Origin of the sequence: Desulfurella sp. (assembly GCF_023256235.1) — a bacterium.
Classification (GTDB): Bacteria; Campylobacterota_A; Desulfurellia; order Desulfurellales; family Desulfurellaceae; genus Desulfurella.
This window is the reverse complement of the sequence record NZ_JAGDWY010000096.1, coordinates 5,142-5,438: the sequence shown is the minus strand read 5'-3', so window position 1 is coordinate 5,438 and position 297 is coordinate 5,142. Positions and strand designations below refer to the sequence as shown.

1 pseudogene is annotated in these 297 nt (G+C 35.4%); it reads left to right on the top strand.

The window, feature by feature from the left end:
• Positions 1 to 59: 59 nt before the first annotated feature.
• Positions 60 to 297 (top strand): annotated as a pseudogene (locus tag Q0C22_RS10390) (hypothetical protein); the annotation flags it as partial.

The following is a 297-nucleotide window of genomic DNA, read 5'->3' as shown; positions in this document are numbered from 1 at the left end:
TAAAAGGTGATTTCAAAAGCCCAAAAATCAATAAGATATAGACAAAAGGAGGAGGTTAGATGAAGAAATATCCATCATTGATTATGTCATTTGTAAGTGTTATATTTTTATCTGGCTGTGCTAGTTTGCCCCAACAACAAGCTAGTTTATCATCTGCTCAAGAAAGGAATATTACTCTTGGGCTGGTGCAAAAATATATACACAATGGTGACTCTCAATCAAGGGTAGCAGAAGTTCTCGGCTCTCCAAATATTGTTATAAAGGATAGCGATGGGAACGAAACTTGGATATATGATA